Source organism: Xanthobacter wiegelii (assembly GCF_043193855.2).
In the GTDB taxonomy this organism is placed as follows: Bacteria; Pseudomonadota; Alphaproteobacteria; order Rhizobiales; family Xanthobacteraceae; genus Xanthobacter; species Xanthobacter flavus_A.
Map to the genome: position 1 here is coordinate 1377804 of NZ_CM195529.1, position 26664 is coordinate 1404467.

General features: G+C 68.5%; 23 protein-coding genes. 10 read left to right on the plus strand and 13 right to left on the minus strand.

Annotated features, from left to right (window positions below; translation table 11 throughout):
- Positions 1-272: 272 nt before the first annotated feature.
- A complete protein-coding gene (locus tag V5F63_RS06325; protein WP_394102566.1) occupies positions 273-1328 on the minus strand; it encodes a hypothetical protein in 1056 nt (351 codons plus the stop codon).
- Positions 1329-1427: 99 nt separating this feature from the next.
- Between V5F63_RS06325 and V5F63_RS06330 the strand changes: the two genes are divergently transcribed.
- Complete coding sequence (locus tag V5F63_RS06330) at positions 1428-2126, plus strand: TIGR00266 family protein (RefSeq protein WP_394102567.1); 699 nt, start codon at positions 1428-1430, stop codon at positions 2124-2126.
- Positions 2127-2165: 39 nt separating this feature from the next.
- On the opposite strand, the gene phnN is transcribed toward V5F63_RS06330, so the two are convergent.
- From phnN to phnG, 8 genes are read right to left on the minus strand one after another with little or no spacing between them, the layout of a single operon-like run.
- On the minus strand, positions 2166-2759 hold the full coding sequence (phnN, locus tag V5F63_RS06335; RefSeq protein ID WP_394028994.1) for a phosphonate metabolism protein/1,5-bisphosphokinase (PRPP-forming) PhnN: 594 nt from the start codon (positions 2757-2759) through the stop codon (positions 2166-2168).
- The gene (locus V5F63_RS06340) at positions 2756-3895 is read right to left on the minus strand and encodes an alpha-D-ribose 1-methylphosphonate 5-triphosphate diphosphatase (protein ID WP_394102568.1); all 1140 of its coding nucleotides are present in this window, start codon (positions 3893-3895) and stop codon (positions 2756-2758) included. Before V5F63_RS06340 ends, phnN begins: the two co-directional genes overlap by 4 nt.
- 16 nt (positions 3896-3911) lie before the next feature.
- Positions 3912-4649 (minus strand): phosphonate C-P lyase system protein PhnL, encoded by a 738-nt coding sequence (phnL, locus tag V5F63_RS06345; protein WP_394102581.1) that lies wholly within the window; start codon positions 4647-4649, stop codon positions 3912-3914.
- Positions 4650-4693: 44 nt separating this feature from the next.
- Complete coding sequence (phnK, locus tag V5F63_RS06350; RefSeq protein ID WP_394102569.1) at positions 4694-5470, minus strand: phosphonate C-P lyase system protein PhnK; 777 nt, start codon at positions 5468-5470, stop codon at positions 4694-4696.
- Complete coding sequence (locus tag V5F63_RS06355; RefSeq protein ID WP_394102582.1) at positions 5463-6344, minus strand: alpha-D-ribose 1-methylphosphonate 5-phosphate C-P-lyase PhnJ; 882 nt, start codon at positions 6342-6344, stop codon at positions 5463-5465. The genes phnK and V5F63_RS06355 overlap by 8 nt, the downstream gene beginning before the upstream one ends.
- Before the next feature lie 38 nt (positions 6345-6382).
- Complete coding sequence (locus tag V5F63_RS06360) at positions 6383-7630, minus strand: carbon-phosphorus lyase complex subunit (protein WP_394102570.1); 1248 nt, start codon at positions 7628-7630, stop codon at positions 6383-6385.
- Positions 7631-7633: 3 nt separating this feature from the next.
- Positions 7634-8245: a phosphonate C-P lyase system protein PhnH gene (gene phnH / locus V5F63_RS06365; protein ID WP_394102571.1), complete on the minus strand. Its 612-nt coding sequence runs from the start codon at positions 8243-8245 to the stop codon at positions 7634-7636.
- Positions 8245-8742 (minus strand): phosphonate C-P lyase system protein PhnG, encoded by a 498-nt coding sequence (phnG, locus tag V5F63_RS06370; RefSeq protein WP_348634329.1) that lies wholly within the window; start codon positions 8740-8742, stop codon positions 8245-8247. The genes phnH and phnG overlap by 1 nt, the downstream gene beginning before the upstream one ends.
- A 153-nt stretch (positions 8743-8895) precedes the next feature.
- On the opposite strand from phnG, the gene phnF reads away from it, so the two are divergent.
- Together phnF and V5F63_RS06380 are read left to right on the plus strand one after the other, a co-directional pair.
- Positions 8896-9696 (plus strand): phosphonate metabolism transcriptional regulator PhnF, encoded by an 801-nt coding sequence (gene phnF, locus V5F63_RS06375; RefSeq protein WP_394102572.1) that lies wholly within the window; start codon positions 8896-8898, stop codon positions 9694-9696.
- Between the two features lie 60 nt (positions 9697-9756).
- The gene (locus V5F63_RS06380; protein ID WP_209488149.1) at positions 9757-10398 is read left to right on the plus strand and encodes a pyridoxamine 5'-phosphate oxidase family protein; all 642 of its coding nucleotides are present in this window, start codon (positions 9757-9759) and stop codon (positions 10396-10398) included.
- A 46-nt stretch (positions 10399-10444) separates the two neighbouring features.
- Here the strand turns inward: V5F63_RS06380 and V5F63_RS06385 are convergent, their stop codons facing one another.
- Positions 10445-11866, minus strand: coding sequence for a glutamate synthase subunit beta (locus V5F63_RS06385; protein WP_209488150.1), 1422 nt, complete (start codon positions 11864-11866; stop codon positions 10445-10447).
- Positions 11867-12064: 198 nt separating this feature from the next.
- Positions 12065-16768 (minus strand): glutamate synthase large subunit, encoded by a 4704-nt coding sequence (gene gltB, locus V5F63_RS06390; protein ID WP_394102573.1) that lies wholly within the window; start codon positions 16766-16768, stop codon positions 12065-12067.
- Between the two features lie 636 nt (positions 16769-17404).
- On the opposite strand from gltB, the gene V5F63_RS06395 reads away from it, so the two are divergent.
- Positions 17405-18295: a hypothetical protein gene (locus tag V5F63_RS06395; RefSeq protein ID WP_394102574.1), complete on the plus strand. Its 891-nt coding sequence runs from the start codon at positions 17405-17407 to the stop codon at positions 18293-18295.
- Positions 18296-18323: 28 nt separating this feature from the next.
- Here the strand turns inward: V5F63_RS06395 and V5F63_RS06400 are convergent, their stop codons facing one another.
- Positions 18324-18905 (minus strand): YqaA family protein, encoded by a 582-nt coding sequence (locus tag V5F63_RS06400; protein ID WP_209488153.1) that lies wholly within the window; start codon positions 18903-18905, stop codon positions 18324-18326.
- A 464-nt stretch (positions 18906-19369) separates the two neighbouring features.
- On the opposite strand from V5F63_RS06400, the gene V5F63_RS06405 reads away from it, so the two are divergent.
- Positions 19370-19504 carry a hypothetical protein gene (locus V5F63_RS06405; protein ID WP_281066345.1) on the plus strand — a complete coding sequence of 45 codons (135 nt, stop codon included), beginning with the start codon at positions 19370-19372 and terminating at the stop codon, positions 19502-19504.
- Positions 19505-19680: 176 nt separating this feature from the next.
- Here V5F63_RS06405 and V5F63_RS06410 read toward each other — a convergent pair whose 3' ends face one another.
- Entirely contained in the window at positions 19681-20721 is a 1041-nt protein-coding gene (locus tag V5F63_RS06410; RefSeq protein WP_394102575.1) for a 2-dehydropantoate 2-reductase, read from the minus strand.
- A gap of 206 nt (positions 20722-20927) precedes the next feature.
- Here V5F63_RS06410 and V5F63_RS06415 point away from each other — a divergent pair, with 206 nt between their 5' ends.
- The 5 genes from V5F63_RS06415 (at position 20928) to V5F63_RS06435 (ending at position 26642) form a co-directional block, all read left to right on the plus strand.
- Positions 20928-21782, plus strand: a complete 855-nt coding sequence (locus V5F63_RS06415; protein ID WP_394102576.1) for an IclR family transcriptional regulator — start codon at positions 20928-20930, stop codon at positions 21780-21782.
- Between the two features lie 356 nt (positions 21783-22138).
- On the plus strand, positions 22139-23167 hold the full coding sequence (locus V5F63_RS06420; protein WP_209488156.1) for a Bug family tripartite tricarboxylate transporter substrate binding protein: 1029 nt from the start codon (positions 22139-22141) through the stop codon (positions 23165-23167).
- A gap of 267 nt (positions 23168-23434) precedes the next feature.
- Entirely contained in the window at positions 23435-23959 is a 525-nt protein-coding gene (locus tag V5F63_RS06425) for a tripartite tricarboxylate transporter TctB family protein (protein ID WP_209488157.1), read from the plus strand.
- 243 nt (positions 23960-24202) lie between these two features.
- Positions 24203-25717 (plus strand): tripartite tricarboxylate transporter permease, encoded by a 1515-nt coding sequence (locus tag V5F63_RS06430; protein WP_394029000.1) that lies wholly within the window; start codon positions 24203-24205, stop codon positions 25715-25717.
- 289 nt (positions 25718-26006) lie between these two features.
- Complete coding sequence (locus V5F63_RS06435; RefSeq protein WP_209490279.1) at positions 26007-26642, plus strand: GntR family transcriptional regulator; 636 nt, start codon at positions 26007-26009, stop codon at positions 26640-26642.
- Positions 26643-26664 lie beyond the last annotated feature (22 nt).

Genomic DNA, 26664 nt, shown 5'->3' on the forward strand with positions numbered 1-26664 from the left:
GGAACGGGGCGTGACCGAATCAGGCGCGGCGGGATTTTCGGGATTTGTTCTGTATGGCTCCGCCTCACCGCCGTCGCCCTCCGGCGTGACCGGAGGACCCATGGGGCGGCCTGTGCCTGCCTGCGAAGAGACTACGGGCCGCGGCGCCGCAGGCGGGAGCCGCGCCCGTCTCCTGTCCCGGAACGGGACGAACGACGGGCCACCCGCGCACGCAGCGGGAACGGGGCATGACCGAATCAGGCGCCCTCCAGTTTTCCCGTTCTGTTCGCTTCCTATCGCCCCACCGCCCGGAAGCCGGCCTCGCCGGCATCCGCATCGAACAGATAGTCGAAGGCGTTCAGCGCCCGCACCGTGGTGTTGACGAAGGCCGGCCGGTCGCCCCGCCCGACCAGGATGACCCGCGCCGGCGTCACCGGATTGCCGCGGTCGCCTACCGTGAAGCCGTAGGCTGGGGCCGGCTGGCCCTCGCCCGGCGCGATGGCGAGGCTGGCGCCGTCCGCCACCACGCGCCCGCCGCGCAGGCCGGGCACGGCGAGGCCGTCCGTCTGCGCCGGCGGCAGGGTCAGGTACATGACGGACACGCCGGTATCGAGCAGCATCGTGCCACAGGCAACGGGGGTGCGGGCGTTCAGGGAGAGGCAGGCGGGGATGGGCTGCCAGTCGCCGGTGGCCGCATCGCTGCCGAGCTTCACCTTGCTGAAAGCCGCACCGTCACCTTGGGCCAGCCCCACCTGCACGCCGCGGCGCGCCACCACATAGCCGCGCTTGAAATCGGTCGTGCCCGTCCCCGCCTGCCCCATGCCGGTCACATTCAGGAACGGATTGCGGGCCGGCCCGGCACCGGGCTGGCGATCCTTGGCGCGGGCGAAGCCGATGCCGAGCATGGAGACGCGGCGCGGCGCATCGCTGGGGCGGCAGTTGCGGGCGTTGCGCAGGCAGTCGATGCGCGTCACCGCCAGCACCGGAATGGGCTGGGTGGTCACGCTGGTGCCGTCCGCGCCGGTGACGGTCACCGGCACCATCACGTTCACCCCTCGCATGATGCGGCCGGAGGAGGTGTAGGTCAGTTCGCCTGGCCCCAGCGGCGTCAGCTGGTCGAAGCCGGGGATGGCGCTTGCCGAGACGACAACGCCGGTCGAGCCCGTGTCCATGATGGCGCGGCGCGCCGGTCCGCCATTGATGGACATGGAGAGCGTCGGCGGGCGGAGGATCGGCGCGCCGTCGGCGGGCGCGTTGAGATAGGGCAGGAAGGCCGGCTGCTGCGCCAGCACCGGGGTCGCCATGGCGGCGGCGAGGAGGGGAAGGAGCAGGAGCGTGGCGGCGCGCATGGCTTTTTCCTCAGCTTGTTGCGAGCTTGGCCGGGAGGGGCCGCTTGCGTGCGTGTTCGCGCACCCTAATCTCGGTGCGGAATTACCGGGAGGGAAAACATGCGCCACGAGATTTCCGGAACGACGCTGCCCGTGCTCACGCTCACGTTGGCGGCGGGGGAGACGGTTCTCGCCGAGACCGACCGGCTCTCCTGGATGACCTCCAACGTCGCCATGCGCACCACGACCGCCACCGGCGGCTCCACCGGCTTCTTCGGCGCCATCGGCCGCGCGCTGGGCGGCGGCGGGCTGTTCATGACCGAGTTCACCGCCGAGGGCGGCGAGGCGCTGGTGGCCTTCGCTGCCACCATTCCCGGCAGCATCTTCGAGATGCAGGTGGCGCCGGGGCGCGGCTATCTCATCCACCGCCACGGCTTTCTCGCCGGCGCGCCGAGCCTGTCCGTGGGTGTGGGGGTGCAGCAGACGCTGGGTGCCGGCGTGTTCGGCGGCGACGGGTTCATCCTGCAGCACGTCACCGGCGAAGGTCCGGCCTTCATCGAGCTGGGCGGTGAGATCGTCAGCTACACGTTGCAGCCGGGGCAGGACCTTTTGGTCCATCCTGGGCATGTGGGCATGTTCGAGGACAGCGTCGCCTTCGAGATCACCACGGTGCGGGGCGTGAAGAACATGCTTTTCGGCGGCGACGGGCTGTTCCTCGCCCGCCTCGCCGGCCCCGGCACGGTGTGGCTCCAGTCGCTCACCCCGTCCAAGCTCGCCCACGCGCTCCAGCCCTATCTGCCGGCCGGCGAGCGGCGGTGAGGGCACGCTCAGGCGCCGGACGGGCTTTTTGGGCCGAGGTCAGATGACCCCGGCCAGTTCCTCGGCGATGAAGTGCGTGAGGCGCGCGCCGCCCTCGGCGGGCGTGCCCACGTTCTCAATGGTGAGGTCGGGGGCGACATCCAGCTCCGGCGCGCGGGCGAGGCGCTCGGCGATGTCGTCGGCGCTCTCGCGGCCGCGCATGGCCAGGCGGGCGGCGCGAACCGGGATGGGTGCCGTCACGTGCACGACGCGCACCCGCGCGAAGCGGCGGCGGGCTTCCGGCAGGGTGGCGCGGGAGCCGTTGGCCACCACGACACCACCCTCCGCGATCACCTCCGCCACCTCCGGCCCGAGTGCATAGGAAAGCCCGTGCGCGCGCCAGGAGAGGGGAAAGCGTCCGGCGGCCAGCATTGCGTCGAACTCCGCTTCCGACAGCGTGCCGTGCGCTTCCCCCGTGCCCGAAGGCCGGGTGACGAGGCGCCGGGCGAACAGCACACGCGGGTCGCCGGCAAAGCGCGCGCGGGCGATGTCGATCAGGGTGTCCTTGCCGGCGCCGGAGGGACCGACCACGAGGAGCAGGGTGCCGGGGCCGAACCTGTCGCCAGCCTTCGCGCCGGCTGCATCTGTCGTCATGCCACGCGCCGTCCTTCCCGCCACACGCCCTTCACCACCGGCATCTCGCCGGCCAGCGCCACCCGCACGAGGTCCGCGCGTCGGCCAATGGCGATCTCGCCGCGGTCGGCAAGACCCGCCACCTCGGCCGGGGTCTTGGTGATCATCCGCACCGCCTCGGGCAATTGGATGGAGAGCACCCGGCGGGTGAGGTCGAAGGCCGCCCAGAGCAAGGACGAGGGCACGTAATCCGATGACAGGATATCGAGCCGCCCCCCGCGCGCCAGCTCCTCCGCCGAGACGTTGCCGGTGTGCGAGCCGCCACGCACGAGGTTCGGCGCGCCCATGAGCACCCGGATGCCGGCCTCGTGGGAGAGACGCGCGGCCTCCTCGGTGGTGGGGAATTCGGCGATGGCCACACCGTCGCCGATGGCCTCGGCCACATGTTCGGGCGTGCCGTCATCATGGCTCGCAACCACGCAGCCATGGGCGTGGGCGAGCGCCACCAGCCCCGCGCGGTTGTCGCGGGCGTAGCGCGCGTGGAAGTCGAGCCGCGATGTGACGATCACGTCCATCTCCTCGGCGCTGATGCCGCTCTTCTTCATGTAGTAGGAGCGGAACTGGTCGATGGTCGCAAACTGACGCTGGCCCGGCGTGTGGTCCATGAGCGAGATCAGGTGGACGGGCGTCTTCTTCAGGATCGCCTCGGCGTCCTCCACCACCGTGTCGGTGGGGATTTCGCAGCGCAGGTGGATGAAATGCTCGGCGCGCAGCGCGTCGGCGGCGCGGGCCTGCTCCAGCGCGGCGATGAGGAGCGGGGCATCGCCATCCATGCCCACAGCCTTCTTGTCCGGCCAGACGCGCAGGGAATCGAACACGGTGGTGATGCCGGAGGCGGCCACCTGCGCATCATGGGCGAGCATGGCGGCGAAGGGATTCCAGCGCACCTTGGGGCGGGGGGCGAGATGGCCCTCCACATGGTCCGTGTGTAGCTCCACGAGGCCGGGCAGGAGATAGTCGCCCCCCAGGTCTTCCGCCCCAGCCGGCACGGCACCCGTGCCGATGGCGGAGATGGCGCCGTTCGTCACCGTGATATGGCCGGAGATGATCTCATCGGCCAGGACGAGGCGGGCGTTGGCGAAAACCTGTTCGGTCATTGGCGGGGCTCCGGGATCAGGCTTCGAAACGGGTGACATCCACCACCCGGTCGGCGACGGCCTCGCGGGTCTCGGCATCGTGGAAGATGCCGAGCAGGCCGGCGCCTGCCGCCTTCTTCTCATTGATAAGGTCTATGACCACCTGCCGGTTGGCGGCGTCGAGCGATGCGGTGGGCTCGTCCAGCAGCAGCAGCGGCTGGGAGCCGATGAAGCCGCGCGCCACGTTCACGCGCTGCTGCTCGCCGCCGGAGAAGGTCGCCGGCGGCAGCGACCACAGGCGCTCGGGCAGGTTGAGCCGGGCGAGCAGGGTGCCGGCGCGGGCCTTGGCGGTCTCTTCGTCCACGCCCTCGGCGCGCAGCGGCGCCGCCACCACGTCGAGGGTGGAGACGCGCGGGATCACCCGCAGGAACTGGCTGACATAGCCGACGCGAGCGCGCCGGAGCGCCAGCATCTGCCGCGGCTCGGCGTCCGCCACCTCGGCGAAGGTGTCGCCATCGGCGATGCGTACGGAGCCGGCGTCGATACGGTAATTGCCGTAGACCATCTTGAGGATGGAGCTTTTCCCCGCCCCCGACGGCCCGCCCAGCGCCACGCACTCCCCCACGCGGACCTCGAAGGTGACGGCGGAGACAACGGGCAGCATGAGCCCACCGCGCAGGTGCAGGGTGAAGCTTTTGGCGAGGCTTTCGACGCGGAGGAGGAGGTCCTGCGTGTCCCGGACGGGCGACGGTGCATTGCCTTCGCCAGCCGTCATGCGCTCTGCGGCAGTGGACACGGGGGTGACAGAAGAAGAGATCGTCATGCCGCAAGCACCGAGGAGACGAGGAGCTGGGTGTAGGGCTCGCGCGGGTCGTCGAGCACCTGGTCGGTGAGGCCCTGTTCGATCACGCGGCCGGACTTCATCACCATGATGCGGTGGGAGAGCAGCCGCGCCACCGCCAGATCATGGGTGACGATGACCACCGCGAGGCCGAATTCCTCCACCAGCTGGCGGATGAGATCGAGCAGGCGCGCCTGCACCGAGACGTCGAGGCCCGAGGTCGGTTCGTCCATGAACACGAGGCGGGGGCGGGTGACGAGGTTGCGGGCGATCTGCAGGCGCTGGCGCATGCCGCCGGAGAAGGTGCGCGGGTCGTCGTCGATGCGCTCGGCGGCGATCTCCACGCGGGAAAGCCAGTCGGTAGCCTCGCTGCGGATGTTCGCGTAGTGGCGCCAGCCCACCGCCATCAGCCGCTCGCCCACGTTTCCGCCGGCCGAGACCGCCATGCGCAGGCCCTGCTCCGCATGCTGGCGCACGAAGCCCCAATCGGTGCGCAGCAGCAGCCGGCGCTCGGCTTCGGTGAGGGTCGCAAGATCCCGCGTTTCGCCGTCCCGCATGCGATAGGAGACGGTGCCGGCGGTGGGGCCAAGCTCCGTGGAGAGGAGCCCGAGCAAAGTGGACTTGCCGGAGCCCGATTCACCCACGATGGCCAACACCTCGCCCTCGTGCAGGGTCAGGTCCACGTCGCGGCAGCCGAGGCGGTGGCCGTAATATTTGGCGAGGCCCTGGGCGGTGAGGAGAGGGGTGTCAGTCATGGGCCGCCTCCCCGTAGGGCGCGCTCATGGTCCCCGTATGCCCCTCCGCCTGCCGCGTCGCGCAATGGTCGGTATCGGAGCAGACGAACATGCGCCCGCCCTTGTCGTCGAGGATCACCTCGTCGAGATAGACGCCGGTTGCCCCGCACAGGGCGCAGGGCTCCTTGAAGGCCTGCACCTTGAAGGGATGGTCCTCGAAATCCAGCGACACCACCTGCGTGTAGGGCGGGATGGCATAGATGCGCTTCTCGCGTCCGGCGCCGAACAGCTGGAGCGCCGGGCTGTCGTTCATCTTGGGATTGTCGAACTTCGGGATGGGGGAGGGGTCCATCACGTAGCGGCCCTCCACCTTCACCGGATAGGCGTAGGTGGTGGCGATGTGGCCGTGGCGGGCGATGTCCTCGTAGAGCTTCACCTGCATCAGGCCGTAATCGGCGAGGCCGTGCAGGCGGCGCGTCTCGGTCTCGCGCGGTTCGAGGAAGCGCAGTGGCTCGGGGATGGGCACCTGGAAGACGATGGTCTGCCCCGCCTTCAGCTCCGCCTCCGGGATGCGGTGGCGGGTCTGGATGATGCTGGCGTCAGCCGTGCGCGTGGTGGTGGCGACGCCGGCCGTGGTCTCGAAGAAGGAGCGGATGGCGACCGCATTGGTGGTGTCGTCCGAGCCCTGGTCGATCACCTTCAGCACGTCGTCGGCGCCGAGGATGGCCGCCGTCACCTGCACCCCGCCGGTGCCCCAGCCGTAGGGCATGGGCATCTCGCGTGAGGCGAAGGGGACCTGATAGCCGGGAATGGCGATGGCCTTCAGGATGGCCCGGCGGATCATCCGTTTCGTCTGCTCGTCGAGATAGGCGAAATTGTAGGTGATGGCCGGCATGGAAGAGGCGCGATTGGCGTGCGACGTCGCGACGGCAGTCATTCGGCGGCCTCCTTCATTTCATCAGCGATCTCAGCCTCCGCGCGCATGCGGCGGATGAGGTCGAGTTCGGCCTGGAAGTCCACGTAGTGGGGCAGCTTCAGGTGCTCCACGAAGCCGGTGGCCTGGACGTTGTCGCAATGGGAGAGCACGAATTCCTGGTCCTGCGCCGGGGCGCTCTTCTCCTCGCCCAGCTCCTGGAAGCGCAGCGCGCGGTCCACCAGCGCCATGGACATGGCCTTGCGTTCGGACTGTCCGAAGACGAGGCCGTAGCCGCGGGTGAACTGGGGCGGCTCGGTGGCCGAGCCCTTGAACTGGTTCACGCTCTGGCACTCGGTGACGGCGATGTCGCCGAGGGGCACGGCAAAGCCCAGTTCTTCCACAGGAAGGCTCACCTCCACCGTTCCGAAGCGGATCTCGCCCACGAAGGGATGGGTGCGGGCATAGCCGCGCTGGGTGGAATAGCCGAGCGCCAGCAGGAAGCCCTCGTCCCCCCGCGCCAGCGCCTGGAGCCGCAGCGGCCGGTCGGCGGGGAAGGAGAGCGGCTCGCGGGTGAGATCGCGCGGCGGGGTGCCGTCATCGGCCGGGGACGCCTCGATGAGCCCTTCGTCCCCGAGGAGGTCGGTGACGCGGGGCATCCGGGTATCTCCCCTCTCCCCTTGCGGGAGAGGGGCCGGGGGTGAGGGGGGTGATCCCTGGGCGAGAGCTGCCTCCGCTTCGCGAAGCTCCTCCCCCTCACCCCAATCCTCTCCCGCCCGAACTCGGCTGCTGCCGAGTTCGGTTCGTGGAGGTCGAAGTCGGCAAAAGCCGACTTCGAGGGGAGAGGGAGCGTCTGCGGCATTGGTCGCCAGCCGCTCGTCCATCAGCCGGTGGGTGTAGTCGAAGGTGGGGCCGAGCACCTGGCCACCGGGCAGGTCCTTGAAAGTGGCGGAGATGCGCCGCTCGATGCGCATGGCGCCCGTATCCACCGGCACCGAGGCGCCGAAGCGGGGCAAGGTGGTGCGGAAGGCGCGGGCGAGGAAGATGGCCTCGATCAGGTCGCCCCGCGCCTGCTTGATGGCGAGGGCCGCCAATTCCCGATCATAGAGCGAACCCTCGGCCATCACGCGGTCGACGGCGAGGGAAAGCTGTCCGGCGATCTGGTCGAGCCCGATCTCCGGCACGCTCTCCTCGCCCCGGCGGCGCTTCGCGAGCAGCGCGTGGGCATTGCGGATGGCGGCCTCGCCGCCCTTCACGGCCACGTACATGGATCAGTCCTCCATCACGGGCGTCACCGTGCGCGGCAGGCCCATTACGGTTCCCGGCCCGGTGAGGATGAGGTCGATACCGAGCGGGTAAAGCGCCCGGTTTGCGGTGAGCCGCGCGGGCAGGTCGGCGGGCAGCGGCGCGGCGGCGAAGCTGCGCCGGCCCCTGATGCCGGGACCTTCGATGGCGATCGCGCCGGCGCCGAAGGACTCGACCTGCACGATCAGCGTCGCCGAGCGGTCCGGATAGTCCGGCTCGCCCTGCGCGAAGAGGCCGAAGTCGGGCAGCGCCGCGCCATCGGCGATGAGCGCGAAGCGGGCGGCGGCGGGATCGTCCACAACCGGCGCGCCGGTGTGGAAGCGCAGGAAGGCGGCGACCGCCGGCACGGCCGAGAGCGCCGCGTCGAGGAAGACCGGCGTCTCGTAGTCGAGCAACGCGAGGGCGCAGGCGGCAGCCTCGCGGGAGAGCGGCGCGGGCGGGTCGAGGTCGCTCGCCAGAGGCACGGGCTGCCCCGGCTCGGCCATGGCGCGCATCACCGCGGCAAAGCTGCGCTGGGCATCATGAACCGGATCGGCGAAGCCGGCGGAGAGGGGTGCTGCGAGGGCGGGTGCGGCCATCAGTCTTCTCCCCGCGTCATGGTGAAGAAGTTGACCTTGGTCGCCTCGGTTTCCGCCGCCGCCACGGCCGCTTCCACCGCGAGACGCCGGCGCACGGGGGTCAGGGCGTCGGTGACGGCGAGGCGCAGCGCCGCGTCCTGCCACAGCGCGTCGAGGATGGCGGCCGCCTCGGCCTTCGCCGGATCGCGCCCGAGGAGATAGGCAACACCGGTGGCGCCGCCCGCAAGCTGCACGGCGGCGCGTGTGACGGTGGCCTCGCCAAGATTGAACGGCGCGCCGTCGCCGCCGGTGCGGCCCTGCACCATGATGAGGCCGGCTTCCGCCGGGCGCAGCCTTTTGAGCTGGGGCAGGGGCTGGAAGCGCTCCACGGCGGCCTGAAGCTCGGCGCGGGTGGCGCGGGCATAAAGCCCCATCATGGTCTGCCGCGCGGCCTGCTCTGCGCCGGCCTCGGACACGGCGGCGATCTGCGGGTCAGTAAGCGGCGGATCGGACCTCACGGGCGGCCTCCAGATGTCCTTGCACCCCTCGCGCATACGGGTGAGCGCTGCTGCGGGGCCCTGCTGGACATGATTTGTATAATAATCTATACAAATGCGCAAGAAGGTATGGGAGCCCTCGGCGATTTCCCTGGGCGGAAGGGGGAGGCAGGAATGTCTGGTGCGCCGCGCAGTCTCGCCGCCGATGGTCACAGCCCGATGACGGAGGACGAGGTGGGCACAGCCCCGGCCGGTTCCGTCGCGCGCGGCAGCGGTGTCACGCTCTGGCGGCAGATCGCCGAGAAGCTGGAGGCGGAGATTCTCGCCGGCGCCCTCGCGCCGGGCGTGCGCCTGCCGGTGGAGGCGGAGCTTGCCGAACGCTTCGGCGTCAATCGCCACACCCTGCGCCGCGCGCTCTCCCATCTCTCCGAGGCCGGGCTGATCGAGGCGACGGCGGGCCGGGGCACCTTCGTGAAGGAGCCGCCGCTGCGCTATCCCATCGGCCCGCGCACCCGCTTCTCCGAGATCGTGGCGGCGGGCGGGCGCGAGCCGTTCGGCCGCTTCCTCGGCTCATCGGTGGAGCCGGCGGATGCGGACGTGGCGCGCGAGCTGCAATTGGCCGTGGGAACGCCGGTGCTCCGCATCGAGACCACCCACGAGGCGGACGGCGTGCCGATCTCCTGCGGCTCCGCATGGTTTCCCCACGCCCGCTGCCGCGACCTCGATCTCGTCTATGCGGCGACCGGCTCCCTCACGCGGGCGCTGGCGACGCTCGGCATCGAGGATTTCCGCCGCCGCGAGACGCGCATCACCGCCCGCCCCGCCAATCCGCGCGAGATGGAGATTCTCTCCCTCGCCGCCGGCCGCGCGGTGATGGTGCTGGAGCGCCTCGACGTGGAGGCCAACGGCACGCCCCTGCAATGGGGGCGCTCCTCCTTCGCGGCGGACCGGGTGCAGCTGGTATTCAAGCCCTGATTGCTTGCGTCAGGGGAAGGTGTTGCGCGAGAAAGAGGTAACCCGAAGGAGGAGCGTTCTATGGCGGTCGTTGCCGATGAAGCCACCCTGCGCCAGCTCTATGGTGCCGCGGCCGGGCGCAGCGTCGCCAAGCAGTTGGACCGGCTGGACCGGCATTGCCGGCACTTCATCTCGCTGAGCCCGTTCGTGCTTATCGCCACCGCGGACGCCTCCGGCGCCGCCGATGTCTCGCCCCGCGGGGATGTACCGGGCTTCGTCGCCGCGCGTGAGCGCGAACTCCTCATTCCCGACCGGCCGGGCAACAACCGGCTGGATTCCCTCACCAACATCCTCGCCACCGGACAGGTGGGGCTGCTCTTCCTCATTCCCGGCGTCGACGAAACCCTGCGGGTGAACGGGCGGGCCTTCATCCATGACGACGCGGAGCTGACGCGCCTCTTCACCGTCGGTGGCAAGGCGCCGCGCACGGTGCTGCGGGTGGAGGTGACGGAGGCCTATCTGCATTGCGCGAAGGCCTTCATGCGGTCGCGCCTGTGGGAGCCGGAGGCGCAGGTGGAGCGCACCGTGCTGCCCACCATGGGAGAAATGCTCCGCGACCAGATCGCGGAAAAGGACGCGGCTGGCGCCGCATCGTCCTTCGCTACCGAGACGCCGGAGACGCAGGCGTCCATGGTCGCGCGCTATCGGGACATTCTGTACTGAGGCGAAGGGCCGGAAGAGTTCCGGCCCCCTCGCGGATCTGTCTCCCTCAGCGGGGGAGGGTCGTCGCGCCCATCAGGTCCTTGTCGATGGCGTGGGCGGCCTGACGGCCCTCGCGGATGGCCCAGACCACCAGCGACTGGCCACGGCGCATGTCGCCGGCGGCATAGAGCTTCGGCACGGAGGTGAGGTAGGCCTCCTCGTCCGCCTTCACGTTGCCGCGCTTGTCCAGCGCCGCGCCGGACTGCTCGATGAGCCCGGAGAACAGGGGGTGGGCAAAGCCGATGGCGAGGAAGACGAGATCGGCGCGCAGCACGAACTCGGTGCCGGGGATGGGCTGGCGCTTGGCATCCACGCGGGCGCACTTGACGCCGGTGACGCGGCCGTTGCGGCCCTCGATGCCCAGCGTGGCGCAGGCGAACTCGCGCTCGGCGCCTTCGGCCTGGGAGGAGGAGGTGCGGAACTTGGTGGGCCAGAAGGGCCACACCGCCAGCTTGTCCTCCTTCATGGGAGGCACTGCGCGGATGTCGAGCTGGGTGACCGAGAGCGCACCCTGGCGGAATGCGGTGCCGACGCAGTCGGAGGCGGTGTCGCCGCCGCCCACCACCACCACATGCTTGCCGGCGGCGAGGATCGGAATCTCGTTCACCGGCTCGTCGCTCTCGCGGCGGTTCGACTGCACGAGATAGGGCATGGCGTAATGCACGCCCTCCATCTCCTGGCCCGGCAGCTGGGGATCGCGCGGGGCCTCGGAGCCGCCCGCGAGCAGCACCGCGTCATGGCCGTCGAGAAGCTCCTGGAGGGGACGCACCACGCCGATGTTCTCGTTGTAGTGGAAGGTGACGCCCTCCCCCTCCATCTGCTTCACCCGGCGGTCGATGTGGTGCTTCTCCATCTTGAAATCGGGGATGCCGTAGCGCAGCAGGCCGCCGGCCTTGGGCTCGCGCTCGTAGACATGCACGTCGTGGCCGGCGCGGGCGAGCTGCTGGGCGGCGGCGAGGCCGGCCGGGCCGGAGCCGATGATGGCCACCTTCTTGCCGGTCTTCACCTCGGCGGGCTCGGGCTTGATCCAGCCCTTCTTCCACGCCTTGTCGGCGATGGCCTGCTCCACCGTCTTGATGGTGACGGGCACGTCTTCGAGGTTCAGCGTGCAGGCTTCCTCGCACGGGGCGGGGCAGATGCGGCCGGTGAACTCGGGGAAATTGTTGGTGGAGTGGAGATTGCGCGCGGCCTCTTCCCACTCGTTGCGATAGACGAGGTCGTTCCAGTCCGGGATCTGGTTGTGCACCGGGCAGCCGGTGGGGCCGTGGCAGAAGGGGATGCCGCAATCCATGCAGCGCGACGCCTGGTTCTCGACCTCGGCGTCCGGCAGCGGCAGCGTGAACTCGCGGAAATGGCGGATGCGGTCGGATGCGGGCTGATACTTCTGCTCGCGCCGATCAATCTCCAGGAACCCCGTGACCTTGCCCATAAAAACCTCGTTGGCGAACCTTGAGGGAACCGCCGCGCGCGCCGGATGTCTCCGCGTGCCGCACCACGAGTTCCATTACAAGAATTGTTCCAGCTTGAGGACTCGGTTTTCGCGCGCGTTACCGCACGGGCCTCCCGAGCCCGCTCGCCGGCCGCTCGGGCCGGCCGGCGTCCCCTCCGGAGAGGGGACGCTCATGGCTCATTCGGCTGCCGCGAGGCCGCGGCGCTTCTCCATTTCGCGGAGGGCGCGGCGGTATTCCACCGGCATCACCTTGACGAACTTGGAGCGGTAGTCCGCCCAATTGTCGAGGATCATCTGCGCCCGCGCCGAGCCGGTGTGGTGCAGATGCTTGGCGATGAGCTGGTGGAGGCGCTCCTCGTCATGGCGGGACATGTCGCCCTGCACGTCGATGCGGCCCTTGAACTCCAGGTCGCCGCCGTGGTGGTGGAGGCGCTCCAGGAGATCCTCCTCCTCCTCCACCGGCTCCAGGTCCACCATGGAGAGGTTGCAGCGCTTGGCGAAGCTCTTGTCCTCGTCGAGCACGTAGGCGACGCCGCCGGACATGCCGGCCGCGAAGTTGCGTCCCGTGGGGCCGATGACCACCACGATGCCGCCGGTCATGTATTCGCAGCCGTGGTCGCCGGTGCCTTCGACGACGGCGATTGCCCCCGAATTGCGCACGGCGAAGCGTTCGCCGGCGACGCCGCGGAAGTAGCACTCGCCCTCGGTGGCGCCATACATCACCGTGTTGCCGACGATGATGGAGTTCTCCGCCACGATGGCCGAGTTGGCCGGCGGCCGCACGATGATGCGCCCGCCCGAGAGGCCCTTGCCCACATAGTCGTTGGCCTCACCCACGAGATCGAAGGTGACGCCCGCCGCAAGGAAGGCGCCGAACGCCTGGCCCGCCGTGCCCGAGAGGGTGACGTGGATGGTGTCGTCGGGCAGGCCGGCGCCGCCATAGGCCTTGGCCACCGCGCCCGAGAGCATGGCGCCGGCGGAGCGGTCCACCGAGCGGATGGGCGTCTCGATCTCCACGCGCTCACCGCGCTCCAGCGCCGGAGCCGCCTTCGCGATCAGGGTGCGGTCAAGCACCTTCTCGATGGGGTGGTGCTGGCGCTCGGTGTGGCGGATGCCGACGTCGGCGGGCATCTGCGGCACCGCGAAGATGCGCGAGAAGTCGAGGCCCTTGGCCTTCCAGTGGTCGATGGCGGCCTTCTGGTCCAGCACGTCGGCGCGGCCCACCATCTCCTCCACCTTACGGAAGCCGAGGGAGGCCATCAGCTCGCGCACCTCTTCCGCGATGAAGAAGAAGTAGTTGATGACGTGCTCGGGCGTGCCCTTGAAGCGCTTGCGCAGCACGGGGTCCTGCGTCGCCACGCCCACCGGGCAGGTGTTCAGGTGGCACTTGCGCATCATGATGCAGCCCGCCGCGATGAGCGGGGCGGTGGAGAAGGCGAACTCGTCGGCACCGAGCAGGGCGCCGATCACCACGTCCCGGCCGGTGCGCAGGCCGCCGTCCACCTGCAGCGCGACGCGCGAGCGCAGGCGGTTGGCGACCAGCGTCTGCTGGGTCTCGGCGAGGCCCATCTCCCACGGCGAGCCGGCGTGCTTGATGGAGGTGAGGGGGCTTGCGCCCGTGCCGCCCTCGAAACCGGAGATGGTGATGTGGTCGGCGCGCGCCTTGGCGACGCCGGCCGCCACCGTGCCCACGCCGACCTCGGAGACGAGCTTCACCGACACGTCCGCGTCGGGGTTCACGTTCTTGAGGTCGTAGATGAGCTGGGCGAGGTCCTCGATGGAATAGATGTCATGGTGCGGGGGCGGGGAGATGAGGCCCACGCCCGGGGTGGAGTGGCGCACCTTGGCGATCACCGCGTCCACCTTGTGGCCGGGCAACTGGCCGCCCTCGCCCGGCTTGGCGCCCTGCGCGACCTTGATCTGCATCACGTCGGAATTGACGAGATATTCCGCCGTCACGCCGAAGCGGCCGGAGGCCACCTGCTTGATGGCGGAGCGCATCGAGTCGCCGTTGGGCAGGGGCTTGAAGCGCTCGGGCTCCTCGCCGCCCTCGCCCGTGTTCGACTTGCCGCCGATCCGGTTCATGGCGATGGCAAGCGTGGTGTGCGCCTCGCGCGAGATGGAGCCGAACGACATGGCGCCGGTGACGAAGCGCTTCACGATCTCGGAGGCCGGCTCGACCTCGGAGATGTCGACGCCCGCCTGCCCGATCTCCTCCGCCGACTTGATGCGGAACAGCGAGCGCACGGTGAGGAGGCGCTTGTCCTCCTCGTTGATCATGGAGGCGAACGCCTTGTACTGGTCCTGCGCGTTGCCGCGCACGGCGTGCTGGAGGGCCGCGACCGAGTCCGGCGACCACGCATGGTCCTCGCCGCGGATGCGGTAGGCATATTCGCCGCCCACATCGAGCGAGGTGCGGAAGATGGGCGCGTCGGAGAAGGCGAGGGTGTGCCGCCGCACGGTCTCCTCCGCGATCTCCGGCAGGCCGACGCCCTCGATGGTGGTGGCGGTGCCGAAGAAATACTTGTGAACCAGCTCGGAGGAGAGGCCCACCGCGTCGAAAATCTGCGCGCCGCAATAGGACTGGTAGGTGGAAATGCCCATCTTGGACATCACCTTCAAGAGGCCCTTGTCGATGGACTTGATGAAGCGCTTCACGATCTCCTTGTCGTCCACCTCCTCCGGAATCTCGTCCTTCATGGAGAGCAGGGTCTCGAAGGCGAGATAGGGGTTGATGGCCTCGGCGCCGTAGCCGGCGAGACAGGCGAAGTGATGCACTTCCCGCGCCTCGCCGGTCTCGATCACGAGACCGACAGAGGTGCGCAGGCCCTTCCGGATGAGGTGGTGGTGCACCGCCGCCGTGGCGAGCAGCGCCGGGATCGGGATGCGGTCCGGGCCGATCATGCGGTCGGACAGGATGATGATGTTGTAGCCGCCATGGACCGCCGCCTCGGCGCGCTCGCACAGCCGCTCGACGGCATCCTCCATGCCCGCCGCGCCCTTGTCGGACGGGTAGGTGATGTCCAGCGTGCGGGTGTCGAACCGCTCCTCCATGAAGCCGATGGAGCGGATCTTCTCCAGGTCTTCGTTGGTGAGGATGGGCTGACGCACCTCAAGCCGCTTGCGGCGGGCGTTGCCCTCGAGGTCGAAGATGTTCGGCCGCGGCCCGATGAAGGAGACAAGGCTCATCACCAGCTCCTCGCGGATCGGGTCGATGGGCGGGTTCGTCACCTGCGCGAAATTCTGCTGGAAGTAGCTGAACAGCGACTTGGACTTGTTGGACAGCACGCTGATGGGCGTGTCGGTGCCCATGGAGCCGACCGCTTCCTGGCCGGTGATGGCCATGGGCGCCATGAGCAGCTTGAGGTCTTCCTGCGTGTAGCCGAACGCCTGCTGGCGATCGAGCAGCGACACGTCGGTGCGCACCTCGCGCGCCTCCACGGGGCGCAGGTCTTCCAGCACGAGCTGGGTGTGCTTCAGCCACTCCTTGTAGGGATTGGCGCGGGCCAGCTCGGTCTTGATCTCCTCGTCGGGGACGAGGCGGCCTTCCTCAAGGTCGACCAGCAGCATCTTGCCGGGCTGGAGGCGCCACTTGGTGACGATCTTCTCCTCGGGCAGGGTGAGCACGCCCATTTCCGAGGCGAGGACGATGGTGTCGTCGCTCGTCACCATGTAGCGGGCGGGGCGCAGGCCGTTGCGGTCCAGCGTCGCGACGATCTGGCGGCCGTCGGTGGCGACGATGGCGGCGGGGCCGTCCCACGGCTCCATGAGGGCGGCGTGGTACTCGTAGAAGGCGCGCCGCTCCTCGTCCATGAGCGGGTTGCCGGCCCACGCCTCGGGCACCAGCATCATGGCCGCGTGGGGCAGCGCGTAGCCGCCCTGAACCAGGAATTCGAGCGCATTGTCGAAGCAGGCGGTGTCGGACTGGCCCTCATAGCTGATGGGCCAGAGCTTGGAGATGTCGGAGCCGAACAGCTCGGAATCCACGCTCGCCTGCCGTGCCGCCATCCAGTTGACGTTGCCACGCAGGGTGTTGATCTCGCCGTTGTGCGCCACCATGCGATAGGGGTGGGCCAGCGGCCAGGCCGGGAAGGTATTGGTGGAGAAGCGCTGGTGCACGAGGGCGAGCGCGCTCTCGAAGTCCGGATCGTGCAGGTCCGGATAATAGGCGCCGAGCTGGTCGGCCAGGAACATGCCCTTGTAGACCAGCGTGCGGCAGGACAGCGAGACCGGATAATAGCCGGCGGTGCGCGGGTCCTTCTCGCCGTAGACGGTGTTGGAGATGACCTTGCGCAGCACGAACAGGCGGCGCTCGAAGCCGTCCTCGTCGCCCGCGAACTCGCCGCGGCCGATGAAGATCTGCACATGCTTGGGCTCGGTCGGCAGCACGCTCACGCCGAGGGAGGAATTGTCGGTTGGCACGTCGCGCCAGCCGATGAGCGCGAAGCCCTCTTCGGCGACCACCCGCTCATAGGCGGCACGCACGATGGCCTCGCCCTCGGGATCGCGCGGCATGAAGATGTGGCCAACGGCATACTGGCCGGGCTCCGGCAGGGCGAAGCCGAGGCGCGCCGCCTCCTTGGCGAAGAACTTGTGCGGGATCTGCACCAGCATGCCCGCGCCGTCGCCGGCGCGCGGGTCGGCGCCGACCGCGCCGCGGTGTTCCAGATTGAGCAGGATGTTGATGCCGTCCTGGACGATCCGGTGGCTCTTGCGCCCCTTGATGTCGGCGATGAAGCCAACGCCGCAGGCGTCCCGCTCATGCGCCGGGTCGAACAGGCCAAAGGCGTCCGGACGGCCGACGATCGCCGGGTCTTTCACGGCGGCGGCAGTGTGAGCCACGCTTCCGATCAAGCCATCCTTGCGATCCATCGGTGCCATCTGACCATTCCTTTTCCATAGGGCGGCACGCCGCCCGCATTCGCCGGCCGTGCCGCCGGCCTTCCCCAGATCGCCGGTGCCCCGCGCATCGCGCCGGGCGCCGGACCCCCTTCGCCCGGACGGGACGTCCCGGCGATATCCGATACCTGCTTTGCAACTTTTGCACCACAGCCGCGCGGCGCGGAACTGCGCCTCCGTCCGACTGCGGCCGGCAACTGGCCGACCCTGCGGAACGCGAGCTTGGCAATTCGGCGCGCACGGGAGATAGGGAAGTACGACTGCCCTATCTCGGCGAAGATGACAGAAAAGCAGCAGCCTCACAAGCGCCACGATGGCGCAGAAGCAGTCAATCTGGCGAAAAATTGCGCGAGGCCGACATTCCGCGCAAGAACGGTACGGGGCGGTTGGCCCCCACGCAACGGGATTTCGGGCCACCTTTTCAGCAGACGCGGCAGCGAAGCCTGTGCCGCTGAAGTCCTCGCAGCCTCCGTCCCACCTCTGCCGCATTGGAAGGCTTATGTGATCGGGAGTCGGGCCGCTCCGCCGGACCATAGTCCCCGTGTACAGACGCGCACGGGGAGTTGACGAGCGGAGGTTGGCCCTTCGACGCAGGTTTCAACCGACCGGAGCAGCGCCGTGCCCCACACCCTCTCCCGTCCCCTCGGCTCCCGCCCGGTGCTGCGCGTGGCGGCCGTCTCTGCCCTTCTCATTGGCAGCGCGCTTCCCGTTGCCGCGCAGGTGCTCATCTATGAGGGCCAGCCCGGCCTCGCGCCGCGCGGCTATCCGGTGCCGCCCGGGGCGTATCCGCCGGGTGCTTATCAAGGCGGGGGGTATCCGGGCGGGGCCTACCCGGTGCCGCAGGCGCGCTATCCCGTCCTGCCGCCCCAGGAGATCCGCGCCATCGTGCAGAGCCTCGGCTACTGGAGCATCGGCGCGCCGAAGCTTTCGGGCCGCTTCTATCTCGTGGCCGCGTCCGATCAGCAAGGGCGGGCCCTTTTGCGGGTGAACGCCTTCACCGGGCGGGTTGTCAGCGCTCGCGATATTCCAGGCGGTCCGGCCATGGCGGCGCCCGGGCCGGCCCCTGCGCCGCAGCGGCAGGCGCCTCCTCAATCGGCGCGCGCCGTTCCGCCCGCGCCCGCGCCGTCCTATTCCCCGCCGTCCTCGTCGATCGCGGGAACACCGGCGCCGCTGCCGCCCCAGCGCCCGCCGGAGGCGACCATGGCCGCCGTGACGCCCGCACCCTCGGTGGCACCGGCGCCGGGGCCCGCTGCGGCACCTGCTCCGGCACCTGCAGCCCCTCCCGCCGCCACGACACCTCCGGCTCAGCCTGCGCCGGGCGCGAGCGCCAGTGCCCCGGCGGGACAGACGGCGGCTCAGCAGTCGTCCAATGCCGCGCCGTCGGCGACGCCCGTGGCTCCTGCCAATCCGGCCCAGCCGCAGAAGCGCAAGGCCGGCGCGGGGACAGCGACCACCGACAGCGCGGCGGCAGGCACCGCCTCGGTCCTGTCGCGGCCGAAGGGTCAGTGAGAGAAGGTTGGCGAGAGGCCGGCGGGCCTCACGCCAGATAGGCCGCCGCCGCCAGTCCGATCACGAGGATGGCCAGAAACCCCAGCGTGACGAGCCCGAGGCGCTTCTCGATGAACTCGCGGGCGGACGGGCCGAAATAGTGCAGCAGCGCCGCCAGGAGGAAAAAACGCGCGCCCCGCGTGATGACCGACAGCACGATGAACCAGAACAGGCTGTAGTCCGCGAAGCCAGAGGTGATGGTGACGAGCTTGAACGGGATCGGCGTGAGCCCCTTCAAGAGAATCACCCAGTGCCCGTAATGGGCATAGGCGGCGCGGAACTGGTCGACCTTCTGGCCATAGCCGTAAAGCTCGATGAGGAATTTGCCCACGCTGTCATAAAGCAGCGCGCCGATGGCGTAGCCGACGAGGCCGCCCAGCACCGAGGCGATGGTGGCGATGAGGGCGTAGCGCCAGGCCTTGTCCGGCCGCGCCAGCGTCATGGGCACCTGCAGCACGTCCGGCGGCACCGGAAACACCGAGCTTTCCGCGAACGCCACGATGGCGAGAGCCCAGGGCGCCGACGGCTTCGACGAATACGCGATGATCCAGTCGTAGAGCTTGCGGAGCATGGCGGCCTTGCTGCGTTGCGAAAAGGTGCCTTCGCTTAGAGCCTCGCAGAAGCCGAGTAAAGCGCCGCCGGGGCGCTCACGGAGGAAGCCTCCCCGCCACACGCAGGGGCTGGGATGTATCGGGCTCCGGCACACGTAAACGGATGCTTTACCACCGTGGTTCACGCAGGGACGCTGTGACCGGCAGGACACAGACACATGGGGCGGCGCGGTGTAAACCCGGCTTCGCTGCGGTCGAGTCGCGGGGGCGATACCCCGGCCAAAGCGCCGAGGGGCGGGCCGCCACCCGGTCGTTTTTCCAGGGAACGCCCAAGGGGTGTTCAGTCTTTATGAACCGGTGCTGACGCACTCATTCAGCTCCGGTGCCGCACGGGAAGCGTATTCGTGCTGCACCGCCGCAAGGGGTGTCGTCGGCAACGGAAGCCGCGACGCAAGTTACGACGCACAAGTTCCGAGGATCGAGGATGACCAAGCGAATCGCCGTGTTTGCCGCTCTTGTGCTGGGCTATGTGCTGACGGGCATGGCGCTGAATGCCAGCCAGCCGGCCGACGCCGCTTCCCCCGCCTCGCCTGCCGTCGCGCAGACCGAGAGCAACTGAACGCATCCCGATCAAGGCGCCCATGAGGGCGCCTCCCTGCCTGAAGGCGGGGCGCGGATCGACGGCAGCGCAGTTTCCGAAGCAATCCAGACGTGAAAAAGGCCGGGCGTTCGCCCGGCCTTTTCATTTTCAGCACGAGGGATGACCGGGCTCGGCCCGATCATCACCCGAGGCGCTCAGTGCACCGCCGCCTTCTTCGACGGCTCGAGATCGGCGGCCGTCAGAGGCGGGTTGGCGAGGATGCCGCCGAGGCCGGCCATGGCGGCGCGCTGGCGCACGAGGGCCAGCACCACGTCCAGGGTGGGGGTCGGCATCTCCAGCATCTGCCCCATTTCCTGCACGACGCTGACCAGCGGGTCGATCTCCATGGGGCGGTCGCGCTCCAGGTCCTGGAGCATGGAGGTCTTGTGCGCGCCGACCGCGCCGGCGCCGTTGATGCGGCGTTCCACGTCCACGCGGAAGTTCACGCCGATGCGCTCGGCGATGGCCTTCGCCTCCAGCATCATGGCCTTGGCCACGGCGCGGGTGCCGGGATCGGCGGCGATGAGGTCGAGGGTGGCGTGGGTGAGGGCGCTGATGGGGTTGAAGCAGAGGTTGCCCCACAGCTTCAGCCACAGCTCGTCGCGGATGTTGGTCATCACCGGCGCGCGCAGGCCACCCTTCTCCATCATCTGGCTCAGCGCGGTGACGCGGGGCGTGATCTCGCCCGAGGGTTCGCCGAGGGGGAATTTGTCACCGTAGATGTGCTGGATGACGCCCGGCGCCACCACCTCGGTCGCGGGATAGACGATGCAGCCGATGGCGCGCTCGGGACGCAGCACGTCCCACTGCTTTCCATTGGGATCGATGGTGGCGAGGGTGCGGTTCTCTAGCGGGCCGCCATTCTTGTAGAAATACCAGTAGGGCACGCCGTTCACGGCGGTGACGACGGAGGTGTCGTTGCCGAGCAGCGGGCGCATCTGCTCCACCACGCCGGGCACCGAATGGCCCTTGAGGGCGATGATGACGTAGTCCTGCGGGCCGAGTTCGCGGGGGTCGTCGGTGGCGCGCACCTTGGCGACACGCTCCTCGCCGTTGATCAGCAGTTTCACGCCATTGGTCTGCATGGCCTCCAGATGGCCGCCGCGGGCCACCAGGCTGACTTCGGCGCCGGCGTGGGCGAGCTGCACGCCAAGATAGCCGCCGATGGCCCCGGCGCCGTAAATGCATACCTTCATGGCAGATCCTCCCTGCTGACCGCGCTCTATTGCGTATTATGTATGCCAGAATAAAGGGCGAGCCCGGCGTCCGGCAAGTGCATGCCACCATACTAATGGAAATTAATTCCGCAACGTGGAAAATTTGACGCAGGGGCAGCGCGCGGGTTGGACGCGGGCAAGGGGAAGGATAGGCTGGCGGCAACGAAGCGGGAGGAACAAGCGGCATGCCCGACACCGAGGTCGCACCACGGCGCAGGGGACGGCCGGCATCCGGCACGTCGTCGGAGGGCGGAGCGGAGGTCCAGTCGCTGGATCGCGCCATCGCCCTGTTGCGTGTGGTGGCGGATCAGGACGGCATGGCGCTGGCGGAGATCGCGCGGCGCGCCGAGCTGCCCGTGTCCACCGTGCATCGCCTTCTGACCACGCTGGAGAAGCGCCAGCTGGTCAATCATGACCTGTCCACCGGGCTCTGGACGGTGGGTCTCGGCCTGTTCCGCATCGGCTCGGCCTACCTGCGCATCCGCAAGTTGCCGGACATCGGCCGCCCGGTGATTCGCCGTCTTCTGCACGAGACGGACGAGACCGTGAACCTCGCCATGTTCGATGCCATGGAGCTGGTGGTCGTTGCGCAGGCGGAGGCCCATGCGCCGGTGCGTGCCTTCTTCCGCCTCGGGGCGCGGCTGCCGCTGCATGCGACCGCCGCCGGCAAGGCCGTGCTGGCAGCGGCGAGCCCCTCGTTCCGCGGCGCCTGTCTGGCGCAAGTACGGTACGAGCCCTTCACCACGGCCACCCGCCGCGAGGAGCGGGCGCTGATGGACGACGTCTCCGAAATCCTGGAGCGCGGGTTCGCCGTGGACCGGGAGGAGCACGCCCCCGGCATGCGCGCGGTGGCCGCGGCCATCCTAAACGAGTGGCGCGATCCCATCGGTGCCGTGTCCGTGTCCGGTCCGGCCGTGCGGATGAGCGAGGATCGCATCCAGCGTCTGGGCCGACGGGTGGTGGCGGCGGCGGAGCAGATGACTCGCCTGTACTCGGGTGCCGATGAAACCCTCCCGCAGGACTATGCCGCCTTCAGGTGAGGGCTCCTTACCTAACTGAAATACAGTATTCCAAAGATCTGGCATACAACGTACCTAATTCCGAATTGAAAATTCCAATTGACACCCCTCCCTTGGTCTATACTCTTGCCTAGCCGCCGTAACGGCAACGGTGGGAACGCCAACGATTATGCCGGAAAAAATCGCGGGCCGGTGAAGGTCCGCGAAGTTTAAACAGGCTGAAGTCCCGTTTTCGTCCGCTCCATAGAGGCTAAGCCCAGGATGTGGACGATGAGAAATGCTTTCGGGAACCTCGCCGGCGCTTGGTCGCCGGTTGATATAAGCTCTGGAATTGCGATCCGCACACAAAACAACGCGGACGCGGGGAGGAAAATCAGATGCATTCGGCAATCGCCACGATCGTCAGGAGAGGTGTGGCTGCGCTCGCGGTCACGGCGGCGCTCGCGCCGGCCATTGTGCCGTCTTGGGCCTATGCGGCCTGGGAGCCCACCAAGACAGTGGAATTCATCGTGCCAGCCGGTACCGGCGGTGGCGCCGACCAGATGGCCCGGATGATTCAGGGCATCGTCCAGAAGAACAACCTGATGAGCCAGCCGCTCGTCGTCATCAACAAGTCCGGCGGTGCCGGCGCCGAGGGCTTCCTCGATGTGAAGGGCTCCACACGGAACCCCCACAAGATCATCATCTCGCTCTCGAATCTCTTTACCACCCCGCTCGCCACCGGCGTGCCCTTCTCCTGGAAGGACATGACCCCGGTTTCCATGCTGGCGCTCGATGAATTCGTCCTGTGGGTGAACGCCAAGGCCCCCTACAATGATGTGAAGGGCTTCCTGGACGCGCTCAAGGCGGCCTCCGGCGACCAGATTTTCAAGATGGGCGGCACCGGCTCCAAGCAGGAAGACCAGATCATCACTGCCGCGATCGAGCAGAAGACCGGCGCCAAGTTCATCTACGTGCCCTACAAGGGCGGCGGCGATGTCGCGGCCCAGCTGGTGGGCGGTCATGTGACCGCCTCGGTCAACAACCCCATCGAGGCGGTGTCCCAGTGGCGCGCGGGCGAGCTGAAGCCGCTCTGCGTGTTCGACTACCAGCGGCTGCCCTACAAGGAGCCCATCGCAAACGGCAAGTCCTGGGCCGATATCCCGACCTGCAAGGAATCCGGTCTCGACATCGAATATCTGATGCTGCGCGGCATCCTCATGCCGCCGAATGCCACCAAGGATCAGGTCGATTACTTCGTCGAGCTGTTCAAGAAGGTCCGCGCCACGCCCGAGTGGCAGGAATTCATGCAGAAGGGTGCCTTCAACACGACGGCCCTGAGCGGACCGGAATACGCGGCCTGGCTCACCAAGGCCGAGGCCACTCACAAGGACCTCATGGAGAAGGCGGGCTTCGTCGCCAAGTAGTCGGCGAAACCCGCGCGTAAGGTTCGCGGCGCCCGGACCGTAGCGGCTTGAGGGCCGCCGGCACCGGGAAGGGCAGGGGACGGCAGAGGCTGCGCCGCAGGCGCAGCCGAACCGGCCGACGACCCTTCGCGCCGCTCTGGGAAGCCTATCCGGGACGCCGCGCGGCACATGCCCGCCGTGCGCCCCGGCCGTGAACGGCCCCGTTTGAAGCCCCGCAGGACCCTCGACACGGTTGCCTGACAAGGGGGCGCTTCAAGGATCTGACCCATGAGCATCGACAGCGGACACCACGTCCCCACCGCCCACAATGAGAAGACCGTCACCAACCGCACCATGGACGCGGTTGTGGCGGTGCTGTTCATGGCCCTTTCGGCCGTCGTCATGTCGGACAGCTGGCGCGTGGGCGCGAGCTGGGCGTCGGACGGCCCGCAGGCCGGCTACTTCCCCTTCTATGTCGGCCTCATCATGTTCATCGCCGCCACCACCACGCTGGTGCAGGCGCTGGTGAGCCGCCATCCGGACCTTGGAAACTTCGTCGATCGCTCACAGCTCGTCTCGGTGATGCAGGTGTTGATCCCGACGACGGTCTATGTGGGGTTGATCTTCCTCGTCGGAATCTATCTCGCCTCGGCGGTGTTCATCGCCTTCTTCATGTGGTGGCTCGGCAAATACCCGGTGGCGAAGATCATTCCCGTCGCCGTGGGCGTGCCGCTCGCCCTCTTCGTCATGTTCGAGATCTGGTTCCTCGTGCCGCTGCCCAAGGGCCCGCTCGAGACCGCGCTCGGCTACTGAGCATACGCGATGCCGGTTCCTCGCCGGCACCGCACGGGTTGAGCCGAAGGTCCGCTCTCCTGCGCAGGCCTTCGGGATGATCGCCGCCCCCGTCGTCACGGGAGCCGCAAACGCGGGCAAGGCCGCCGGCCGTCACGGACCCGGGCAAGCCCCATCGACCAGACATCGACGCACAACAGACAACGTGCCCGACCCGCGCGAGCCGCCACAAGAGCGGCCCCGGGGGGCGCAACGGAGGACCCCGTGGAAGCGCTCACGTCACTCATCGGAGGGTTCGGCGTCCTCGCCGACCCCATGAACATCGTCTACATGTTCGTCGGCATCGCGCTCGGCGTCCTCATCGGCGTGCTGCCGGGGCTCGGCGGCGCCAACGGCGTCGCGATCCTCCTGCCGCTCACCTTCTCCATGACGCCGGTGTCGGCGATCATCATGCTCTCCTCCATCTATTGGGGAGCGCTGTTCGGCGGCGCCATCACCTCGATCCTGTTCAACATTCCCGGTGAACCCTGGAGCGTGGCGACAACCTTCGATGGGCATCCCATGGCCCAGAAGGGGAAGGCCGGCGAGGCGCTGACGGGGGCCTTCACCGGCTCCTTCATCGGCGCCTTCTTCGCCGTGCTGCTCATCACCTTCCTTGCGCCTGTGATCGCGAAGTTCGCCCTCCAGTTCGGGCCGGCGGAGTTCTTCGCGGTCTACCTCCTCACCTTCTGCGCCTTCGTCGGCATGGGGCGTGAGCCGGCGGCCAAGGTGATCTCGGCCATGATGCTCGGCTTCGCCCTCGCGGCGGTGGGCATCGACACGGTGACCGGCCAACTGCGCATGACCTTCGGCTCGGTGGAGCTGCTGCGCGGCTTCGACTTCCTGGTGGCGGTCATCGGCCTGTTCGGCGTGGGCGAGATCCTGCTCACCATGGAGGAAGGCCTCGCCTTCAAGGGCAAGAGCGCCGCCATCAACGCCAAGGTGGTGTGGGAGACCTGGAAGAAGCTGCCGCGCTACTGGGTGGGCTGCCTGCGCTCGGCCATCGTCGGCTGCTGGATGGGCGTGACCCCCGGCGGCGCCACGCCCGCCTCCTTCATGAGCTACGGCCTCGCCAAGAAGTTCTCCAAGAACGGAAACAACTTCGGCAAGGGTGAGCTGGAGGGCGTGGTGATGCCGGAAGTGGCGGCGCACGCCGCCGGCACCTCGGCGCTGCTGCCCATGCTCACCCTGGGCATTCCCGGCTCGCCCACCGCTGCGGTGCTGCTGGGCGGCCTGCTCATCTGGGGCCTCCAGCCCGGCCCGCTGCTCTTCGTGGAGCAGAAGGACTTCGTGTGGGGCCTCATCGCCTCGATCTACCTCGGCAACATCGCCGGCCTGATCGTGGTGCTGACCACCGTCCCGATCTTCGCGGCCATCCTGCGCATCCCGTTCAGCGTCATCGCCCCGATCATCCTGGTGATCTGCGCGGTGGGTGCCTACACGGTGCACAATGCCGGCCTCGACATCGCGGTCATGCTGATCTTCGGCGTCATCGGCTATCTGTTCAAGAAGCTCCAGTATCCGCTGGCGCCTCTGGTGCTGGCCCTGGTGCTGGGTGACATGGCCGAATCGTCCTTCCGGCAGGCCATGCTGGTCTCGCAGGGCCACCTCTCCATCTTCTGGTCCAACCCGCTGGTGGGCTCCATCGTCACGCTGGCGCTGGTGATGCTGGTGTGGCCGCTGGTGGCGAAGGTCATGGCCCGCCTCAACGGGCGCAAGGAGCCGGCGGCTGCCGAGTGACAAACGGCGGGCGGGGGTAACGGCCTCCGCCCGCACCGCTTTTCCAGGCGGATGACGCCTGGTCGTGCTGCGGCGCGCAATCGAATTCCCGGCGGACGGGATTGATATGGCGCAATGAACACCGTATACAGTATTTCACGGATGAGGAACGCCTCGACAGAAGGCGGCCGCGTCCACGGGAGAGGAAGTCCAGGTCGTGCAGACGCCCGTGCATCAGACGCCCGCGCATGAGGTCGTTGATCCTCCGAAGCTCAAGGTCGAGCCTCTGGAGGCCGCGTCCAGCCTGCGCATGCTGGCCTACGACGCCCTGAAGCGCGCCATCACGCAGATGGACATCTACGGCGCCACCACTGAATTCCGTCTCGACGAGCGCCAGCTCTCCGAGACCTTGGGCGTGTCGCGGACCCCGATCCGCGAGGCCATGACCGTTCTGGAGCAGGAGGGCTTCGTGCGCTCCGTTCCGCGCCGCGGCATCTTCGTGGTGCGCAAGACCAAGCGCGAGATCCTCGACCTCATCGTGGTCTGGGCGGCGCTGGAGGCGATGGCGGCGCGGCTGGCCGCGACCCATGCCTCGGACCATGAGATCGCGAGCCTGCGCCGGCTCTTCCACGAGTTCGAGGCGCAGCCGCTCGCCAATCATATGAACGAGTATTCGGAGGCGAACATCGCCTTCCATCAGGCGGTGATCCGCATGGGCGGGTGCCGGCTGATCGTGGACATGACCGAGAACCTGTTCCTGCACATGCGCGCCATCCGCGCGATCTCGGTGCGGCAGGAGAACCGGCACGAAATCTCCATGCGGGAACACATGGCGATCATCGATGCGCTCGAGAAGCGGGACCCAGATCTCGCCGAGCGCCTGGTGCGGGAACACACCATGGGCCTCGCGGCTCATGTGGAACGGCACGGCGTCTTCCCCGAATAGGCCGGTGACAGGCCACGGAACG

Bases quoted from the DNA above. Each gene is read 5' to 3' on its own strand.
- V5F63_RS06355 (WP_394102582.1), bottom strand. From the start codon at position 6,344: ATGCCGGCCATCACCTACAATTTCGCCTATCTCGACGAGCAGACGAAA.
- phnH (WP_394102571.1), bottom strand. From the start codon at position 8,245: ATGGCCGCACCCGCCCTCGCAGCACCCCTCTCCGCCGGCTTCGCCGAT.
- phnF (WP_394102572.1), top strand. From the start codon at position 8,896: ATGTCTGGTGCGCCGCGCAGTCTCGCCGCCGATGGTCACAGCCCGATG.
- V5F63_RS06385 (WP_209488150.1), bottom strand. From the start codon at position 11,866: ATGGGCAAGGTCACGGGGTTCCTGGAGATTGATCGGCGCGAGCAGAAG.
- V5F63_RS06325 (WP_394102566.1), bottom strand. From the start codon at position 1,328: ATGCGCGCCGCCACGCTCCTGCTCCTTCCCCTCCTCGCCGCCGCCATG.
- V5F63_RS06360 (WP_394102570.1), bottom strand. From the start codon at position 7,630: ATGTACGTGGCCGTGAAGGGCGGCGAGGCCGCCATCCGCAATGCCCAC.
- V5F63_RS06405 (WP_281066345.1), top strand. From the start codon at position 19,370: ATGACCAAGCGAATCGCCGTGTTTGCCGCTCTTGTGCTGGGCTATGTG.
- phnL (WP_394102581.1), bottom strand. From the start codon at position 4,649: ATGACGGCTGGCGAAGGCAATGCACCGTCGCCCGTCCGGGACACGCAG.
- V5F63_RS06425 (WP_209488157.1), top strand. From the start codon at position 23,435: ATGAGCATCGACAGCGGACACCACGTCCCCACCGCCCACAATGAGAAG.
- phnK (WP_394102569.1), bottom strand. From the start codon at position 5,470: ATGACTGACACCCCTCTCCTCACCGCCCAGGGCCTCGCCAAATATTAC.
- gltB (WP_394102573.1), bottom strand. From the start codon at position 16,768: ATGGCACCGATGGATCGCAAGGATGGCTTGATCGGAAGCGTGGCTCAC.
- V5F63_RS06380 (WP_209488149.1), top strand. From the start codon at position 9,757: ATGGCGGTCGTTGCCGATGAAGCCACCCTGCGCCAGCTCTATGGTGCC.
- V5F63_RS06435 (WP_209490279.1), top strand. From the start codon at position 26,007: ATGCTGGCCTACGACGCCCTGAAGCGCGCCATCACGCAGATGGACATC.
- V5F63_RS06410 (WP_394102575.1), bottom strand. From the start codon at position 20,721: ATGAAGGTATGCATTTACGGCGCCGGGGCCATCGGCGGCTATCTTGGC.
- V5F63_RS06340 (WP_394102568.1), bottom strand. From the start codon at position 3,895: ATGACCGAACAGGTTTTCGCCAACGCCCGCCTCGTCCTGGCCGATGAG.
- V5F63_RS06400 (WP_209488153.1), bottom strand. From the start codon at position 18,905: ATGCTCCGCAAGCTCTACGACTGGATCATCGCGTATTCGTCGAAGCCG.
- V5F63_RS06330 (WP_394102567.1), top strand. From the start codon at position 1,428: ATGCGCCACGAGATTTCCGGAACGACGCTGCCCGTGCTCACGCTCACG.
- V5F63_RS06415 (WP_394102576.1), top strand. From the start codon at position 20,928: ATGCCCGACACCGAGGTCGCACCACGGCGCAGGGGACGGCCGGCATCC.
- phnN (WP_394028994.1), bottom strand. From the start codon at position 2,759: ATGACGACAGATGCAGCCGGCGCGAAGGCTGGCGACAGGTTCGGCCCC.
- V5F63_RS06420 (WP_209488156.1), top strand. From the start codon at position 22,139: ATGCATTCGGCAATCGCCACGATCGTCAGGAGAGGTGTGGCTGCGCTC.